Source organism: Serratia marcescens (assembly GCF_006715005.1).
GTDB classification, from domain to species: domain Bacteria; phylum Pseudomonadota; class Gammaproteobacteria; order Enterobacterales; family Enterobacteriaceae; genus Serratia; species Serratia montpellierensis.
In genome coordinates, this window is record NZ_VFMJ01000001.1 from 4,895,697 (window position 1) to 4,913,150 (window position 17,454).

Below are 17,454 nucleotides of genomic sequence, written 5' to 3' on the forward strand. Positions count from 1 at the left end.
CTGATCGTCAGGCCTTCAGCCGGTAGAAAACCGTGCTGCACCCCTGGCCCTGCGGGCAGCCTTTGCAACTGCCGCTCAGACAGGCGCCGTCATCCTGTTCGATGCGCTCCACTTTCCCCATTGCCGCCAAACGGTCCAGCATCGCCTGCACCAGTGGCAGCGGCGTCGCCAGCGAGTGGCTGAGCTGCTGCGCCTGAGCGCTGCCAAGCAGCGCCAGCGTATCGCGCACCTGCAGCAGCCCGGCCATCAGTGGCAGCTCCCCTTGGCACCCTGGCAACAGGCCGCCGGCGTAGCGTTGCCCAGGCGAACCGTGACGCGGCTACGCGCCCGGCGCAGGCCGAACAGCACCAGCAGGTTCACCAGTACCACCACCAGGATCGCCGTCAGGCTGTACTGCGGGTGTTGGTTGAAGGTGGCCACCTGATAGAACAGCGTCGCCAGCGAGTAGGCCACGTTCAGCCCCCACAGAATAGAGAAGGTCATCCAGCCGCGGCTCGATTCACGGGCGATGGCGCCCATCACCGAGACGCAAGGCACATACAGCAGCACGAAGATCAGGTAGCTGTAGGCGGAGATGCCGGAGCCGAATTTGCTGCTCATCACGCCCATCGAGCCGACGCCCATCTCGCCGTCGCCCTTGCTGGCTTCGATGGGGTTGGAGAGTACGCTCAGGCTGAAGGTGTTTTTCAGGCCGTCCCAGGTTTCGTTCAGCGCGCCGCCCAGCTCATCGAGCAGGTTGAAGTTGGCGGCGTCGAACGCCTCTTTGTTGATGTGCTCGGCGGTGTACAGCGTATTCAGCGTGCCGACCACCACTTCTTTCGCCATCGCGCCGGTCACCAGACCGACGGTGGCCTGCCAGTTATCGCTGTGGACGCCCATCGGCTGCAGCAGCGGCGTCAGCACTTTGGAAACTGAGGCCAGCGCGGAGTCGTTGATATTGTCGACCGTCTTGCCGCTGAACGAGAAGCTGTTCAGGCCGCCGATGAATATGCTGGCCACCACGATCACCTTACCGGCGCGCAACACGAAGCCTTTCAGCCGCTGCCAGGTTTGCAGCAGCAGGCTTTTCAGGTGCGGCACGTGGTAAACCGGCAGCTCCATCACGAACGGCGAGGCTTCGCCGCGCATGAGGGTGTATTTGAGCACCAGGCCGGTGAGGATCGCCACCGCAATGCCGAGCATGTACAGCGAGAACACCACCCCGGCGCCGTCCTGGCCGAAGAAGGCGGCGGCGAACACCGCGAAGATCGCCAGACGGGCGCCGCACGACATGAACGGCGCCATCATGATGGTAATCAGGCGTTCGCGCTGGGCGTCCAGCGTCCGGGCGCCCATGATGGACGGCACGTTGCAGCCGAAACCGACGATCAGCGGCACGAAGGATTTGCCCGGCAGCCCGAGCGCCTGCATCAGGCGGTCCATCACGAACGCCGCGCGCGCCATGTAACCGGAGTCTTCCAGGAAGGACAGGAACAGGTACATCATGCCGATCTGCGGCACCAGCGGCAGCACGGTGTTGATGCCGCCGCCGACGCCCTGCGCCAGGAAAACGGTCAGCCAGTCGGGGAAGTGCAGGGTGTAGCCGAGCCACTGAATGCCCTGAATGAAGATCGCCGCCGAGCCGATATCGAAGATCGGCTGCAGCGCGCCGCCGATGTTGATCGCCAGCAGGAACATCAGGTACATCACCAGCAGGAAGATCGGCACGCCCAGCCAGCGGTTGAGAATCACTTTATCCAGCATCTCGGTCAGGCGGTTGGGCATCGCCTGCTGCGAGTTGCTGACCGCGTCGCACAGGGTGGCGATAGACTGGTAGCGCGCGTCGGCGATCACCAGCGCCGGGTCTTCTTGCTGTTGCTGTTGCAATGCCTGGATAGCCGCAGGCAGCAGCGCGACGGCGGGGCCGGCCAGCCGGTGGCTGTAGATGTCGCCTTCCAGCATCTGCAGCGCCAGCCAGCGGCGCTGTACTGCCGGCAGCGTTTGCGGCATGGCGTCGCTCAGCGTGGCGACCGCTTTCAGCAATAACGGCGGATAGTTCACCAGCGCCTGCTGTTCGTTGATGTGATGATTGTCGATCATCTGCTTCAGCACGCCGATGCCGTCGGCGCGGGTGGAGACCATCGGCACCACCGGGCAGCCGAGGCGCGCCGACAGCGCGGCGACGTCGATATCGATATGCTGGCTTTTGGCGATGTCGAGCATGTTCAGCGCCACGATGCAGGGAATGCCCAGCTCCAGCAGCTGTAGCGTCAGATAGAGGTTGCGCTCGAGGTTGGAGGCGTCGACCACGTTGATCAGCAGATCGGCGTCGCCGCTCAAAATGTAGTGACAGGCGATCTGCTCATCGAGCGAGGTTTGCTCTGAAATGGTGGTCAGGGAATAGGTGCCCGGCAAATCGACCAGCCGCACGTCGGACTGCGGGGTGGCGAAATGGCCTTCTTTGCGTTCGACCGTCACGCCCGCCCAGTTGCCGACCCGTTGGCGTGCGCCGGTCAGCTGGTTGAACAGCGTGGTTTTGCCGGAGTTCGGGTTACCGATTAAGCCGATGGTGAGTTTTTTCATAGTTCAGCGTGTCGTCTTCAAGGAGAACAGCGCCGGCGCAAGGGCGCGTCGGCAAACGGAGGGCGCGCCGGCTCAGGACTGGCCGTCGAGCTGCAGCAGCGCCAGATCCTTCCTGCGAAGCACCAGGCTGACGCGGCGAGTTTTAATTTCTATCGGATCGCCCAGCGGCGCGACGCGCACCACGTCGAACGAAGAGCCGGGCAGCATGCCGAGCGATAACAGTTTCTGGCGATAGGCCGGCGCAATTTCACCGGAAAAGCCGACGATCTTATACGTGTGTTTAGGTTGAAGCTGCATGTGATTAACCTTCCGGGTGCCGATGAGCATCGGGCTGATGATAATTGGACGTTGCCGGCGAAAATGCCACGCCGTCGGCGGTATTCATCCATAAGGTCATGCAATAAAGTGAGCGAAAATAATAGTAATTATCATTATCGCATTCAATACAAAAAGTAAGGGTATTGTAACCAATTATTATGGCGACGACAGTTTTTGATGGCGTTGCCTTGATTAACGACGTTTTACCACCGCTTGCGAGCGGGAACAAATGAGAATGGCGAGTTAAATCAGTTACGTATTTGTAGCCGAGTTTTCTCGTTTGCAAATACCGATGGTTTTTTCCCCTTATTTATTTCCGCCCAAAGGCAATTCAATAACATTATTCCGGCGTAATGCGAGCGGTAACCATTTGTGTTTCGTTCACAATTTGCGAGATGAAATAGGCGTGTTAACGAAGTTGTTAATAAATGGCTGCGGAGAGGATTTTTGTTGCCTGAATAATGGGAGGGCGGTCACGCAGGAACGGGAAATAAAAAGATGACGGTTTATTGAGACGGGTCAAAAAATGCCGCAAGTTTTATTCGTCAGCAAGGGCGGAGCAGGCTCCGCCCTGTCGGTTCCGACTTAGCGTTTCTTACCGAACGCCGCCGCCAGCGCGTCGCCCATGGCGCTGTTGCCGGCCGGCGCCGCGTTGCGCGGTTTGGCCTTGTTGCCGCCCGCCGAACGGTTGGCGTTGTCGCGTGCCTGCGCTGGCGCGTTGCCGCCGCGGCGCGGTGAACCTTCGCCCGGCTGCTCATCCAGACGCATGCTCAGCGCGATGCGTTTACGCTGCAGATCGACTTCCATCACCTTCACTTTGACAATGTCGCCGGCCTTCACCACGGTGTGCGGATCTTCAACGAACTTGTCCGCCAGCGAGGAGATGTGCACCAGGCCGTCCTGATGCACGCCGATATCCACGAAGGCACCGAAGTTGGTGACGTTGGTGACCGATCCTTCCAGGATCATGCCCACCTGCAGATCGTTGAGGGTTTCCACCCCTTCGGCAAAGGTCGCGGTTTTGAACTCAGGGCGCGGATCGCGGCCCGGTTTCTCCAGCTCTTTCAGGATATCGGTGACCGTCGGTACGCCGAATTTGTCGTCGGTGAAATCGACCGCTTTCAGGCTGCGCACCGCCGAAGCGTTGCCCATCAGGTCCTGCAGCGCCTGCTCGGTGGCGGCCAGAATGCGCTGCACCACCGGGTAGGCTTCCGGGTGAACGGTGGAGGCGTCCAGCGGGTTGTCGCCGTGGTTGATGCGCAGGAAGCCGGCGCACTGTTCGAAGGCTTTCGGCCCCAGGCGGCTGACTTTCAGCAGCTGTTCGCGGTTGCTGAAGCGGCCGTTCTCGTCGCGCCAGTTGACGATATTTTGCGCCATCATGCGCGTCAGGCCGGCCACGCGGGTCAGCAACGGCACCGACGCGGTGTTCAGATCGACGCCGACGGCGTTCACGCAGTCTTCCACCACCGAGTCCAGCTTCTTCGCCAGCTGGCTCTGGCTGACGTCGTGCTGATACTGGCCGACGCCGATGGATTTCGGGTCGATCTTCACCAGCTCCGCCAGCGGATCCTGCAGACGACGAGCGATGGACACCGCGCCGCGCAGCGACACGTCGAGATCCGGGAATTCCAGCGCCGCCAGTTCGGACGCGGAATACACCGACGCGCCCGCTTCGCTGACGATCACTTTCTGCGCCCGGACCTCACCGAACTGTTTTTGCAGGTCGAGATAGAAGCGCTCGGTCTCACGCGAAGCGGTGCCGTTGCCGATGGCCACCAGCTCCACGTTATGTTTGATGCACAGTGCCGCGACGATGGCGGCGGCTTTGGCCGCTTGCCCGGTGTGCGGGTAGACGGTGTCGGTGGCGACCAGCTTGCCGGTTGCGTCGACCACGGCGACTTTCACCCCGGTGCGCAGGCCCGGATCGAGGCCCATGGTTGCGCGCATGCCGGCCGGCGCGGCCATCAGCAGATCGTGCATGTTGCGGGCGAACACGTTGATCGCTTCGTCTTCCGCGCGCTCGCGCACCGTGCCCATCAACTCGGTTTCCAGGTGCAGCAGCACCTTGATGCGCCAGGTCCAGTTGACCACCGCCTTGCGCCAGGCGTCGGCCGGGGCGTTGTTCAGGCGCAGGTTGAGGTGATTGATGATGATCAGCTCCGCCTGGCTTTCGCGCGGCGCTTCCTCAAATTGCGGATCGGCGTTCAGCGCCAGCTGCAGCACGCCTTCGTTGCGGCCGCGGAACATCGCTAGCGCGCGGTGCGAAGGCACCTGAGAAATCGGTTCGTGGTGATCGAAGTAGTCGCGGAACTTGGCGCCTTCTTCTTCCTTGCCCTCGACCACCTTGGACACCAGATGGGCGTTTTTCCACAGGTAGTCGCGCACCTTGGCCAGCAGCGTGGCGTCTTCGGCGAAGCGCTCCATCAGGATATAGCGCGCGCCGTCGAGGGCGGCTTTCACGTCCGCCACGCCCTTGTCGGCGTCGACGTAGCGTTCAGCCAGCTGTTCCGGCTGCTGTTGCGGATCCTGCCACAGCGCGTCCGCCAGCGGTTCCAGACCGGCTTCGATGGCGATCTGACCGCGGGTGCGGCGCTTCGGTTTGTACGGCAGGTAGAGGTCTTCGAGCTCGGTCTTGCTCAGCGTGGCGTTGATCGCCCCCGCCAGTTGTTCGGTCAGTTTGCCCTGTTCATCGATCGACTTCAGGATGGTCTGGCGACGATCTTCCAGTTCACGCAGATAACCCAGGCGGGTTTCCAGCTGGCGCAGTTGGGTGTCGTCCAGGCCCCCGGTGACTTCCTTACGATAGCGTGCAATAAAGGGCACGGTATTACCTTCATCCAGCAGACGGATGGCGGAGTCGACTTGCTCCGGCCGGGCCTGCAGTTCTGTTGCAATAATGCGGCTCAGTGGGTCATTCATAGGTCTGGTATCTGTATTGAGAACGGTGAATAAACAGGGGACAGTTATACGGATTGATCGTGGAAAATGCCAGCGGAGCGGGCCGCCGCCGCGCGGCCGCGGCGTGGAGAACAGCGCAGGTGGCGGCGTTGGCGGCGGTTCGGAAAAAGCTGAAAGCTTACTTCGGGTAGTCTATCTCGTTCACGTACCACTGCGCCTCGCCCAGCGGCGTATTGACGGTGGCGACGTCCCCGACCTCTTTTTTCAGCAGGGCGCGCGCCATCGGCGCGTCGATGGAGATGTAATCCTTGCGGCCGAAGATCTCGTCGTAACCGACGATGCGAAAGCGTTTGGTTTCGCCGTCTTCGTTCTCCACCTCCACCCAGGCGCCGAAGAACACTTTGCCTTCCTGCTGCGGGGAGTAATCGACGATCTTCAGCTGCTCCAGGCATTTGGTCAGATAGCGGACGCGGCGGTCAATTTCCCGCAGCCGCTTCTTGTTGTATTGGTAGTCGGCGTTTTCGCTTCTGTCGCCCAGGCTGGCGGCCCAGGTCACTTTCTTGGTCACCTCGGGGCGTTCTTCGCGCCAGAGGTAATCCAGCTCTTGTTTGAGCTTGTCATACCCTTCACGGGTTATCAGTTGAGTTCTCATCGTGATTTATCTTTATGGGGCCACCGCCACAGTGTACGTGAATGCGCAGGGCTTTAGAAATGGCGCGCGGGCCTGCGCGTTGTCGCACGGTTTTTATTCAGTTTGCGCAGCTTTTAACAATCGGGAGTATGCTTAGCGATAGCGGAAAAGGAATGTGACGAAAGGAGGATATCTGGCGAGAGAGACAAGGAATTTTGGCGCACAACCCAACACATTGAAGGTATTACCGCATGGAATTTAAAGATTACTACGCAACGATGGGCGTCGAGCCCAACGCCGATCTGAAAACCATCAAAACGGCCTACCGCCGGCTGGCGCGTAAATATCACCCTGACGTGAGCACCGAAGAAGACGCCGAGAGCAAATTCAAGGAGCTGGCCGAAGCCTATGAGGTGCTGAAGGACGAAGAGCGCCGCGCTGAGTACGATCAGATCCGGCTGCACCGCAACGATCCTAACTTTGGCCGCCAGGCGCGCGGCGATCACGGCGGCTATCAGCAGAGCGCTTCATGGCACGGCGGCGGCGCCGACGCGCAAGACTTCTCCGATTTCTTCGAAAGCATGTTCGGCGGGCGGGCGGCGGGCGGGCACCGCTCCGCTTCGCACTCGCACGGCGGGCATGGCTTCCGCGGGCAGGATCTGGAGATGGAGGTGCCGCTGTTCCTCGAGGAAACGCTGCATGGCCAAAGCCGCGAGATCGCCTACAAGCTGCCGGTGTACGACGAGCTGGGGCGGCAGGTGAGCGAAGCCAGCAAAACGCTGAACGTGAAAATCCCGGCCGGCGTGGGCGACGGCGAGCGCATTCGCCTCAAGGGGCAGGGCGTTGCCGGCGTGGGCGGCGGCCAGAACGGCGACCTGTACCTGGTCATCCGCCTCGCGCCGCATCCGCTGTTCGAAATTGATGGCCACAACCTGAGCATCGTGGCGCCGCTCGCCCCGTGGGAAGCGGCGCTGGGGGCCAGCATTGAGGTGCCGACGCTGACCGGCAAAATCGCGCTGACCGTGCCGGCCGGCAGCCAGAGCGGCAAACGGCTGCGGGTCAAAGGCAAAGGGCTGGCGGGCAAGAAAGAGCCCGGCGATCTGTATGTCATTCTCAAGGTGGTGATGCCGCCGAAGCCGAACGAGAAGGCCAGCGCCCTGTGGCGCGAACTGGCTGAGCAGGCGGCGTTCAACCCGCGTGCGGAATGGGAGTAAAGCACATGATGAAGAAAGAGATCACATTCACCGTGGTGGAACTGTGTCAGCGAGTGGAGATTTCAGAGGATGAGCTGGTCGAGATTGTCGGCCTGGGCGTGATCGTGCCGCTGGAGCCGGCGCAGCCGAGCTGGGAGTTCGATTATCCGGCGCTGAGCCATCTGCAGCGCGCGCGCAGGCTGCGGGCCGAACTGGATCTGGATTGGCCGGGGATCGCCATGGCGCTGACGCTGCTCGATCGGGTCGATGCGCTGCAGCAAGAGAACCGGCAGCTGCGCCGGCAGTTGGCGCGTTTCCTGCAGACTTCCTGACTCGCCGTCAAAACGCCACCGTGCGGTTCGCCGGTGGCGAAATTGCGCAAAATTGGGCCGCTGCCCCACATTGCGCCGATAAAGGGCGAAATTTTGACGAACCCCCGTCGACATTCGATGAAAATTGTTGATAAATGGGGAAAAGAATAAGCTTTGTAACAATTTCGTCTAGAATACATACCATTAAACGCTGTCTCAAATGGCAAGGTTTTCTAACAATATTCGAGTCAGGCAATAAAGCCTTTGGGAGTAATACCATGCAAGAGAATCATAAGATCCTGGTTGTCGATGATGACATGCGCCTGCGCGCGCTTTTAGAACGTTATTTAACCGAGCAGGGCTTCCAGGTTCGCAGCGTTGCCAACGCTGAGCAAATGGATCGCTTGCTGACCCGTGAATCCTTCCATCTGATGGTGCTCGATCTGATGTTGCCGGGCGAAGATGGGCTGTCCATCTGCCGCCGTCTGCGCAGCCAGAGCAACCCGATGCCGATCATTATGGTCACCGCCAAAGGCGAAGAGGTCGATCGCATCGTGGGGCTGGAAATCGGCGCCGACGACTACATTCCTAAGCCGTTCAACCCGCGTGAGCTGTTGGCTCGCATCCGCGCGGTGCTGCGCCGCCAGGCTAACGAACTGCCGGGTGCGCCTTCGCAGGAAGAGGCGGTGATCGCGTTCGGCAAATTCAAACTGAACCTCGGCACCCGCGAGATGTTCCGCGAAGACGAACCGATGCCGTTGACCAGCGGCGAGTTCGCGGTACTGAAAGCGCTGGTCAGCCACCCGCGTGAACCGCTGTCGCGCGATAAGCTGATGAACCTGGCGCGTGGCCGCGAATACAGCGCCATGGAGCGCTCCATCGACGTGCAGATCTCGCGCCTGCGCCGCATGGTGGAAGAAGATCCGGCGCATCCGCGTTATATCCAGACCGTTTGGGGTCTCGGCTACGTGTTCGTCCCGGACGGCAGCAAGGCATGAGGCGATTGCGCTTTTCACCGCGTAGCTCGTTTGCCCGAACCCTGTTGTTGATCGTCACCTTGCTGTTCGTCAGCCTGGTGACGACCTATCTGGTGGTGCTGAACTTCGCCATCCTGCCCAGCCTGCAGCAGTTCAACAAGGTATTGGCGTACGAAGTGCGTATGCTGATGACCGATCGGCTGCAGCTGGAGGACGGCACGCTGCTGGAAGTGCCGCCGGCGTTCCGCCGTGAGATCTACCGCGAACTGGGCATCTCTCTCTACACCAACTCGGCGGCGGAGGAGAGCGGCCTGCGCTGGGCGCAGCACTACCAGTTCCTCAGCCAGCAGATGGCGCAGCAGCTCGGCGGGCCGACCGATGTGCGGGTGGAGGTGAACAAGAACTCCCCGGTGGTGTGGCTGAAAACCTGGCTGCAGCCCGATATCTGGGTACGCGTGCCGCTGACGGAAATCCACCAGGGCGACTTCTCTCCGCTGTTCCGCTATACGCTGGCGATTATGTTGCTTGCGATCGGCGGTGCCTGGCTGTTTATCCGCATTCAAAACCGCCCGCTGGTGGAGCTGGAACATGCGGCGCTGCAGGTGGGTAAGGGCATCATTCCGCCACCGCTGCGCGAGTATGGCGCTTCCGAAGTGCGGTCGGTGACTCGCGCATTCAATCAGATGGCGTCGGGCGTCAAGCAGCTGGCGGACGATCGCACTTTGCTGATGGCCGGGGTCAGCCATGACCTGCGCACGCCGTTGACGCGCATCCGGCTGGCGACGGAGATGATGAGCGCCGAAGACGGCTATCTGGCCGAGTCGATCAATAAAGACATCGAAGAGTGTAACGCCATCATCGAGCAGTTCATCGACTATCTGCGCACCGGGCAGGAGATGCCGACCGAAAGCAGCGATCTGAACGCTATTTTGGGCGAGGTGGTCGCGGCGGAGAGCGGCTATGAGCGGGTGATCGAAACCGCGCTGTCGCCGGGTGAGCTGATGATGAACGTGCACCCGCTGTCGATTAAGCGGGCGGCGGTGAACATGGTGGTGAACGCGGCGCGTTACGGCAACGGTTGGATCAAGGTCAGCAGTGGCCGCGAGCTGCAGCGCGGCTGGTTCCAGGTGGAAGATGACGGCCCGGGCATCAAGCCGGAAGAATTGAAGCACCTGTTGCAGCCGTTCGTACGTGGCGACAGCGCACGCAGCACCAGCGGCACCGGTCTGGGGCTGGCTATCGTGCAGCGTATTATCGACGCGCACGACGGCGAACTGGATATTGGCACCAGCGAGCGCGGCGGGCTTTTGATCCGCGCGTATATTCCGTTGCCGATGGAGAAAAAAGAGTCGGCCAACGGCCATCAGACCGCCAGGGACAACGCCTGACGCTCTTGGCGTGGGCCGCGCCGCTGCGGCCCCGTCAGGACTTCCTGCTCATCACGTAGTATTCCGCCGCATCTTCATGCAACCGACGGCCGGTCGGCGCCTGCCACGGGTCGATTAACTCGATGCCGCAGTGGAGAAAGTCTTTGGTATTGCGGGTGGCGAGGGCCGCGCCGTAATGCAGGCAGGTGGCGGCGATTTGGGCATCCGGCACGCTCATCGCTTGACCCAGAAGCCGGTTCCTTGCCGTCAATTCCGCGTATTGCATCGCACACAGCCCATCAAACGGCAATATCTGCCCCTCGAACTTCAATTCAATCGCGTCCGCCAATTTGAGCTTGAGATCCCGCTGGCGCTTGCCGTCAGGCATGCAGGCGACGCCGCTGAACAGTTCTGCCAGGACAATGGCGCTCAGATAGAGCTCGTCATTGTCCTTTTCATTTAACCAGTTAATGACGTTGTAGTACGGACTGGGGCGCAGCGTTTCTGAAATGACGTCAGTGTCGAGAATAATCATGCGTTGCCATTTTCATCATCAAAGGTGACGATGCGTGGTGGCACTGCGTCACGCGGTGGGATCTCCAGCTCGACGCCGCCGAATTCGGCGAAGTGCTGATGCATCCAGGTACCCAATCCATAGCGCGGCGGCTTTTTCACCAGCGCCTGTTTCAGGATCATACGCGCTTCCTCTTCCATGGAATGGCCGTTTTTCGCCGCTGAAATACGCAGCAGCTCTTTGATTTCGTCGTCCAGATTTCTGACGGTGATAGTCGCCATTTAAACCTCCTTTGCTATCAATGATTGCATTGACTTATTTTCTCGCCTTGCTGGTTAAAAAGCAATCAATGAAAATAAAAAAAGGCGCGGGATCCGCGCCTTAGCTGAAGAGGTAACGCTACCGAATTACAGCTTAGGGCCGGCGCTGACCAGCGCGGCGCCCGCAGGCGTGTCGGTGTATTTGTCGAAGTTGGTGATGAAGCGCTCGGCCAGATCCTGCGCTTTTTCCTGCCACTGCTCGAGGCTGGCGTAGGTATTGCGCGGATCGAGGATTTCCGGGTTCACGCCCGGCAGCGCGGTCGGCATCGCCAGATCGAAGATCGGCAGAGTAATGGTTTCCGCCTTGTCGATTTCACCGCTCAGGATGGCGTCGATGATGCCGCGCGTATCTTTGATCGAGATGCGCTTGCCGGTGCCGTTCCAGCCGGTGTTGACCAGGTAAGCCTGGGCGCCGGCGGCCTGCATGCGTTTCACCAGCACTTCGGCGTACTGCGTCGGGTGCAGCGAGAGGAACGCGGCGCCGAAGCAGGCGGAGAAGGTTGGCGTCGGCTCGGTTACGCCGCGCTCGGTGCCGGCCAGCTTGGCGGTGAAGCCGGACAGGAAGTGGTACTGAGTCTGGTTGGCGGTCAGACGCGATACCGGCGGCAGTACGCCGAAGGCATCGGCGGTCAGGAAGATCACCTTGGTGGCATGACCCGCCTTGGACACCGGCTTGACGATGTTCTGGATATGATAGATCGGGTAAGAAACGCGGGTGTTCTCGGTTTTCGAACCGTCGTTGAAGTCGATGCTGCCGTCGGCCAGCACGGTGACGTTTTCCAGCAGCGCGTCGCGTTTGATGGCGTGGTAGATGTCCGGCTCGGCTTCTTCAGACAGCTTGATGGTCTTGGCGTAGCAGCCGCCTTCGAAGTTGAACACGCCATCGTCGTCCCAGCCGTGCTCGTCATCGCCGATCAGCTGACGCTTAGGATCGGTGGAGAGGGTGGTCTTGCCGGTACCGGACAGGCCAAAGAACACCGCCACGTCGCCTTTCTCGCCCACGTTGGCCGAGCAGTGCATCGAGGCGATGCCTTTCAGCGGCAGCAGGTAGTTCATCATCGAGAACATGCCTTTCTTCATTTCGCCGCCGTACCAGGTGCCGCCGATCAGCTGCATGCGCTCGGTCAGGTTGAAGGCGACGAAGTTCTCCGAGTTCAGGCCTTGCTGCTGCCAGTTCGGGTTGGTGCATTTGGCGCCGTTCATCACCACGAAGTCCGGCTCGAAGTCAGCCAGCTCGTCGTCGCTTGGGCGGATGAACATGTTTTTCACGAAGTGCGCCTGCCAGGCCACCTCGGTGATGAAGCGCACTTTCAGGCGCGAGTCGGCATTGGCGCCGCAGAAGGTATCCACCACGAACAGGCGTTTGCCGGAAAGCTGCTCGGTGACCAGGTGTTTCAGATCGGCCCACACTTCCGGGCTGAGGGGTTTGTTGTCGTTTTTGCCTTTGCCCTGATCGGCCCACCACACGGTATCGCGGGTGATGTCGTCGCGGACGATGTATTTGTCTTTCGGCGAACGGCCGGTGAAGATGCCGGTATCGACGGAGACGGCACCCAGCTTGGTGACTACCCCACGCTCAAAACCTTCCAGAGATGGGTCTGTTTCTTCCTTAAACAGCAGTTCATAGCTCGGGTTGTGAACGATTTCGCTAACGTCGTGAATGCCGTAAGCGGCCAGATCCTGAGGGGTTATACCTTTAACGCGCATGTTACTACTCCTTGGTCACAGAATTTCTGGCGGCAATTGTAGGGATCTAACGGTGCGTAACCGCGATGGGTATCAAATATTTAACGTTTTAGGCGGTATTTCGTTACGATCTGAGAGATAGCACACGGAAAAAAGCAAACGTGCAAACGGCGGGCGTTGGCGGGCGCTGGGCGCACCCGCCGAAGGAGTGTAACTTAGTGCAACTGGTCGCTTTCGCCGGTATTACCCGCATACAAAGCGGCAACATCAACCGGGTCAAAGACATAGTGGCTGCCACAGTAGTCGCAGTGCATGTCGATATTACCGTCCTGCTCCAGCATGTCCGCCACTTCGTCGGTCGGCAGGGTCATCAGCGCGTCGGCGCAACGCTGGCGCGAACAGGTGCAACGGAACTGCACGTCCTGCGGTTCGTACAAGGTGACCTCTTCCTGATGGTACAGGCGGTACAACACTTCGTTGGCCGGCAGGCCGAACAGCTCTTCGCTTTTGACCGTGTTGGTCAGTTGCACCAGATGATCGAAATTATCGAGGTTGCCGTCCTGCGCCGGCAGCACTTGCAGCAGCATACCGGCTGCCGCGGCATTGCCTTGCGCTTCGCTGGTGCGGATGAACAGGCGGGTTGGCAGCTGCTCGGACTGGCGGAAGTAGGCTTCCAGGCATTCGGCCAGGGTTTCACCTTCCAGGCCGACCACGCCCTGATAGCGCTCGCCTTCCGTCGGCGAAATGGTGATGACCATGACGCCGTTGCCAATCATCTGATGCAGGGTGCTGTCGTCGGCGATAGGCGCCTGGGTGCGCGCAACGCCACGCATCTCCTGGCGGTTGTTGCCGTTGATCACTGCCAGCTTCAGCGGGCCGTCGCCCTGCAGCTGCACGGTGATGTCGCCGTCGAACTTCAGGGTTGCGGTCAACAGGCTGGTGGCGACCAACAGCTCGCCCAGCAGCTTTTGCACCGGCGCCGGGTAGTCGTGGTTATTCAGGATCTGCTGATAGGTTTCGCTGACGGTAACCAGCTCGCCGCGCACCGCGTAGTTTTCAAACAGGTAACGGTGCAATTGGTCATGGTTGGACATAATCTTCTCTCATTGCGGTGAGGGGTTATTCCGGCTCACCAAATTTAAATTTCATCAGGTCGCGCCGCTCCTTTTTGTCCGGACGGCGGTCCGGATGCGGCATGGTCAACGCGTTCATCTTGCGCGCCAGCGCCATTTTTTCGCGATTGGCGATGCTGGCTTCGGTTTCCTGATACATTTGCTGCGCCTCGTTGGCGCCGCGGCGTTGGCTGGTCAGCGCCAGCACGATCACCGTACGTTCTTCGTTGCCCTGCCGCAGCTTGAGCTCGGCGTTGAGTTCGACAATCTTGCTCGGCTTGCCGCGCTGGCCGTTGTAGTGCACCTTGCCGCCGTCGATCATTTCGCGCGCCAGCGCGCGGGTCTTATAGAAGCGTGCGGCCCAGAGCCACTTATCCAGCCGGATCGCGTCGTCGCGCGTCGCTTTTTCCTTCATGCTTCCCCCTTGGCCAGCGCCGGTATCAGCAGGCGATAGTCGCGCATCGACGGATGGCGCTGGAAGCTTTTTTCCGCCGTGCTGGAGTCCGGGTTTTGCACGCCCAGGCAGTAACGAATGCCGAAAGTGCGCGCCGCGTCGAGGATCGGCTCACCGTCGTCGACAAACAGCGTGCGCTGCGGGTTGAACCCGGTGTGCTGTTGCACCGCCTGCCACAGACGCTGATCTTCTTTCGGATAACCAAATGTGTGGGTGGAAAACAATAAATCAAGGTGCCGATCGAGGCCGGTATGCTCGATTTTCACCGCCAGGCTGTGCGGATGGGCGTTGGTCAGCAAAATGGTTTGCAGACCGGCGTCGCGCAGCGCCCGTAAAAACGGCTCGGTGTCTTCGCGCAGCCGGGCGCGGCTGCCCACTTCGCTGGTCATGCGGTAGATATCCAGATCCAACCGCTCGCTCCAGTAATCGAAGCAATACCAGTTCATGGTGTGCTGCACCGCCTGATACTCCCGCTCAATGATATGACGGGCTTCGTCGAACGGAATGGCGCGCCTTTCGCTCAGCGCCTGCGGCACCAGGCTGAGCCAAAAGTGGCTGTCGAACTCCAGATCCAGCAAGGTGCCGTCCATATCCAGCAGCACGGTATCGATCTGCGGCCAATCAAACTCGGGAACCATAAAAACTCCACGGGCGGACCGACGGGCGGTCCGCAGATGAGAATAATAGCGTTAGCGTAGCATAAGCAGATGACAGGGCGGAGGCCCCGGCGTCAGGTTCAGGCCATCGGCCGCATCGACATCGGATTGAGCTGCGGATTGAAGCAGCTGTCGTAGTAACGCTGGATATCGGCAACGCGGTGCTGATTGATGCGCCGACGCTGCACCAGCCGCCAGGCGTTATAGCCCAGGCTGATGACGACCGCCAACAACAGCAGGCTGGTGCCGAGGTAACGCCAAAGGGTGATCATGTCCGGTTCGCTGTGCAGCGCCACATGGCGGGTGCCGTTGGCATCGACGCTGAGGCTGGTGATCACGCCCTGCGCCTGGAAGGGGGTATGCAGCAGCAGAGTGGAAAGGCGCTGCAACTCATTCCACTGGTCGAGGGCGTTGTATTCGCTCTGCGGCGCCGACGGCTGCGGATGGCTGACCAGCTGGCGGCCTTCGTCGCTGCTGATCAGGAAACCGCCCGGCGGCGGGCTGTTGAGCGCTGCGGCGGCCAAACGCGTTTCATTGAAGATGAACGACGACGTGGCCACTTTGGTCAGGCTTTCCAGCGACTCGGCGCTCACCGGGCGCAGCAGGACGTTGACGCCTTGCAGCGCGCCGGACCTGGCGCGTTTCACCAGGCCGCTCCAGTTTTTGGCGTTGCCCAGGTTGACCAGGGCGTTCTTCAACCGCACGCAGTCGTTTTCTGCCTGGCACAAATCCTGTGTTTTCAAAACGATATCAGAGAAATCGTCCAACAGGATCATGCCGGATTTCTCGATGGCGCTGGCCAACTGAGGGTTGACCTTCTGATCGGCGCCGCTCGGATGCAGCTGGCTGTTGACCGTGGCCAGCAGGGCCGTCGCTTTGTCTATGACTTCCGATTCCGGCTGCGGCAGTGGAGCGGCGTTGTTCCAGTAGATGCCGGAGCAGTCGAACGGCGCAAAGTTGGCGCCGCCGGCGGCCGCCGGTGGGACATAACACATGCCGCTGCCGCGCACTTTCAGCGTGTCGCCGATGCGCAGCGGCGTGGCTTCCAGTGCCTGAACGCTGGTCACTTCCACTTTTTGCGCGCCCTGCAGCCAGGCCATGCTGAGGGTCAGCGGTAGGTTCAGCGGGATATAGATCAGCAGCAACAGCAGCACCAGCGCCGAGCTGGCGACCAGCACCGCGTTGCGGCCCCACTGCTGCAGCGGGAAGTTTTTCACTTCGTCATGCAGAGAGAGGAAGCGCCCCTGGCGCACCACCTGCCGATTGAGGTAAACGTCCACATCGGTGGTCTTGCCCAGGTCCTGCGTCAGGTAAGGCTGCCAATGCGGCGGGTAAATAAGATCGATGATGCCGAGTGAAATATTGCTGATCTGCCCCTGGCCGGATTCGCCGAACAGGCCCCAGCGTTTCGGCGTGCCGCGCAGACAATGGATCTCTTTCAGCTCGCGTGACGCCGGACGGCGGAACAGGTTCCAGCATCCCCAGGCGATCATCAGCACCGCCACGAAAATCATCCAGGGGATCACCAGCACCGGGCTTATCAGGCTGAAGAACAGCAGCAGCAGCGCGGCGGAGATGATGACGGCTTCACGGATGCCGTTCGGCCGGTTCAACGCATGCTCTTCCGGCGTTTCCTTGCGAATATTTATCAGCTCGACATGCTCGCTCTCTTCCTTGCGGATAGAGGCGTTTTTGGTCGGCGCGGCGGTCACCACCGGCGGCTGTGGCCGGTCGTGGATATGATCTTTCAGCGAGTGCCCGTTGAGCGAAATCACCAGAGGCAGCGTCTGGGTTCGGATCACTTCCACATGGTTGTCAGCGGTGATATAGGGTTCCCAAAACGGCGGCAGGTGAACCTCTTCGGCATCGAGGTAATAGCGCCATTTATTGGGATCGTCGCTGGCCAACCCGTAGCGCGTGATGGCGTGCGTGACGGGATAAACGTTATCGCTTTGCGGGGTGAGCGCCAGTTTGGCTGCAGGCAAGGTAGCGCCGCCGCCGGGCAACAGTTTGTTGCTCAGCTTGTTTTGCTGATTGAGATAGAACTCGACCGCGGCGCGTTCTTCGTCGGTCAGCTTGCGGTGGGCAGGTTTGATAAACGGCAATGCGTGCGCCAGCGCCGACGGGTTGCGCGCCTTGAACCACAGGTACAGGCCGGCGGTAATCAGGCAGACAAGCACTAAGGCCAATATCAACACTATTGTGCTCATGCAATCCCCATCTCACACCCGTGAATTTCGCCAACCTGATGAAAAGGTGAATATTATACGGAGTAAACCGCCAGGAGGCACCCAGAACTAATGAGGGAACAAACAGATTCTCGCTCTGGATCTCATTCCTTCATGACGCAAGGCCATTTTATCACTGATTCTTGCCTGCGTGATACTAGCAACCGGCCTCTGCCGTCGATATCGGTATTATCCTATTTTCATGCGTGCTGTTTGCTGAATCAGTA

16 protein-coding genes are annotated in these 17,454 nt (G+C 60.2%); 4 read left to right on the forward strand and 12 right to left on the reverse strand.

What is annotated here, in order from left to right; genetic code table 11:
- Positions 1–7 precede the first annotated feature (7 nt).
- From FHU12_RS23620 to greB, 5 genes are all read right to left on the reverse strand, one after another.
- Positions 8–247 (reverse strand): FeoC-like transcriptional regulator, encoded by a 240-nt coding sequence (locus FHU12_RS23620; RefSeq protein ID WP_141972127.1) that lies wholly within the window; start codon positions 245–247, stop codon positions 8–10.
- Positions 247–2,562: a Fe(2+) transporter permease subunit FeoB gene (gene feoB, locus FHU12_RS23625; RefSeq protein WP_141972129.1), complete on the reverse strand. Its 2,316-nt coding sequence runs from the start codon at positions 2,560–2,562 to the stop codon at positions 247–249. The genes FHU12_RS23620 and feoB overlap by 1 nt, the downstream gene beginning before the upstream one ends.
- Positions 2,563–2,634: 72 nt before the next feature.
- Positions 2,635–2,859, reverse strand: a complete 225-nt coding sequence (gene feoA, locus FHU12_RS23630; protein ID WP_004930752.1) for a ferrous iron transporter A — start codon at positions 2,857–2,859, stop codon at positions 2,635–2,637.
- Positions 2,860–3,465: 606 nt separating this feature from the next.
- Positions 3,466–5,799: a Tex family protein gene (locus FHU12_RS23635; protein ID WP_141972131.1), complete on the reverse strand. Its 2,334-nt coding sequence runs from the start codon at positions 5,797–5,799 to the stop codon at positions 3,466–3,468.
- Positions 5,800–5,956: 157 nt separating this feature from the next.
- Positions 5,957–6,430 (reverse strand): transcription elongation factor GreB, encoded by a 474-nt coding sequence (gene greB, locus FHU12_RS23640; protein WP_038878177.1) that lies wholly within the window; start codon positions 6,428–6,430, stop codon positions 5,957–5,959.
- Between the two features lie 230 nt (positions 6,431–6,660).
- Here greB and cbpA point away from each other — a divergent pair, with 230 nt between their 5' ends.
- The 4 genes from cbpA to envZ all read left to right on the forward strand — a co-directional run bounded on the left by cbpA (position 6,661) and on the right by envZ (position 10,278).
- Positions 6,661–7,623, forward strand: a complete 963-nt coding sequence (gene cbpA, locus FHU12_RS23645; protein ID WP_141972133.1) for a curved DNA-binding protein — start codon at positions 6,661–6,663, stop codon at positions 7,621–7,623.
- 5 nt (positions 7,624–7,628) lie between these two features.
- The gene (locus FHU12_RS23650) at positions 7,629–7,934 is read left to right on the forward strand and encodes a chaperone modulator CbpM (protein ID WP_049202813.1); all 306 of its coding nucleotides are present in this window, start codon (positions 7,629–7,631) and stop codon (positions 7,932–7,934) included.
- A 257-nt stretch (positions 7,935–8,191) separates the two neighbouring features.
- On the forward strand, positions 8,192–8,911 hold the full coding sequence (gene ompR, locus FHU12_RS23655; protein WP_004709363.1) for an osmolarity response regulator transcription factor OmpR: 720 nt from the start codon (positions 8,192–8,194) through the stop codon (positions 8,909–8,911).
- Positions 8,908–10,278: a two-component system sensor histidine kinase EnvZ gene (gene envZ, locus FHU12_RS23660; RefSeq protein ID WP_141972135.1), complete on the forward strand. Its 1,371-nt coding sequence runs from the start codon at positions 8,908–8,910 to the stop codon at positions 10,276–10,278. The genes ompR and envZ overlap by 4 nt, the downstream gene beginning before the upstream one ends.
- Positions 10,279–10,312: 34 nt before the next feature.
- On the opposite strand, the gene FHU12_RS23665 is transcribed toward envZ, so the two are convergent.
- The 7 genes from FHU12_RS23665 to FHU12_RS23695 all read right to left on the reverse strand — a co-directional run bounded on the left by FHU12_RS23665 (position 10,313) and on the right by FHU12_RS23695 (position 17,209).
- Complete coding sequence (locus tag FHU12_RS23665; protein ID WP_141972137.1) at positions 10,313–10,792, reverse strand: type II toxin-antitoxin system VapC family toxin; 480 nt, start codon at positions 10,790–10,792, stop codon at positions 10,313–10,315.
- Complete coding sequence (locus FHU12_RS23670; protein WP_141972139.1) at positions 10,789–11,052, reverse strand: FitA-like ribbon-helix-helix domain-containing protein; 264 nt, start codon at positions 11,050–11,052, stop codon at positions 10,789–10,791. Before FHU12_RS23670 ends, FHU12_RS23665 begins: the two co-directional genes overlap by 4 nt.
- Positions 11,053–11,178: 126 nt before the next feature.
- Positions 11,179–12,798: a phosphoenolpyruvate carboxykinase (ATP) gene (gene pckA / locus FHU12_RS23675; RefSeq protein ID WP_025304549.1), complete on the reverse strand. Its 1,620-nt coding sequence runs from the start codon at positions 12,796–12,798 to the stop codon at positions 11,179–11,181.
- A gap of 194 nt (positions 12,799–12,992) precedes the next feature.
- Positions 12,993–13,871, reverse strand: a complete 879-nt coding sequence (gene hslO, locus FHU12_RS23680; RefSeq protein WP_141972141.1) for an Hsp33 family molecular chaperone HslO — start codon at positions 13,869–13,871, stop codon at positions 12,993–12,995.
- A gap of 25 nt (positions 13,872–13,896) precedes the next feature.
- The gene (gene hslR / locus FHU12_RS23685; RefSeq protein WP_141972143.1) at positions 13,897–14,304 is read right to left on the reverse strand and encodes a ribosome-associated heat shock protein Hsp15; all 408 of its coding nucleotides are present in this window, start codon (positions 14,302–14,304) and stop codon (positions 13,897–13,899) included.
- Entirely contained in the window at positions 14,301–14,981 is a 681-nt protein-coding gene (yrfG, locus tag FHU12_RS23690) for a GMP/IMP nucleotidase (protein WP_025304546.1), read from the reverse strand. Before yrfG ends, hslR begins: the two co-directional genes overlap by 4 nt.
- 98 nt (positions 14,982–15,079) lie before the next feature.
- Entirely contained in the window at positions 15,080–17,209 is a 2,130-nt protein-coding gene (locus FHU12_RS23695) for an intracellular growth attenuator family protein (protein WP_141972144.1), read from the reverse strand.
- Between the last annotated feature and the right edge of the window lie 245 nt (positions 17,210–17,454).